The organism is Neisseria sp. HMSC078C12, assembly GCF_001838065.1.
GTDB lineage: Bacteria > Pseudomonadota > Gammaproteobacteria > Burkholderiales > Neisseriaceae > Neisseria.
The window spans coordinates 1-259 of sequence record NZ_KV835607.1 but is presented as its reverse complement, the minus strand read 5'-3'; the positions used below and the strand labels follow the sequence as shown (position 1 = coordinate 259).

The 259-nt window shown below is 57.5% G+C and carries 1 pseudogene; it reads left to right on the top strand.

What is annotated here, in order from left to right:
* Positions 1-213, top strand: a pseudogene (locus HMPREF2596_RS05015) (ferredoxin--NADP reductase); the annotation flags it as partial.
* Positions 214-259: the final 46 nt, after the last annotated feature.

Below are 259 nucleotides of genomic sequence, written 5' to 3'. Positions count from 1 at the left end.
GGCCGTCTGACCGATTTGATGCGCAGCGGCAAACTCTTCGAAGACATCGGCCTGCCTAAAATCAATCCGCAAGACGACCGCGCCATGCTGTGCGGCAGCCCTGCCATGTTGAAAGACACCTGCAACGTCTTGGACGAATTCGGCCTGACCGTTTCTCCGAAAACCGGTGTCCGCGGCGACTACCTGATTGAGCGCGCATTCGTCGATCAATAACGTATCCCCGGCAACAGGCCGTCTGAAACCCTTCTTTCAGACGGCC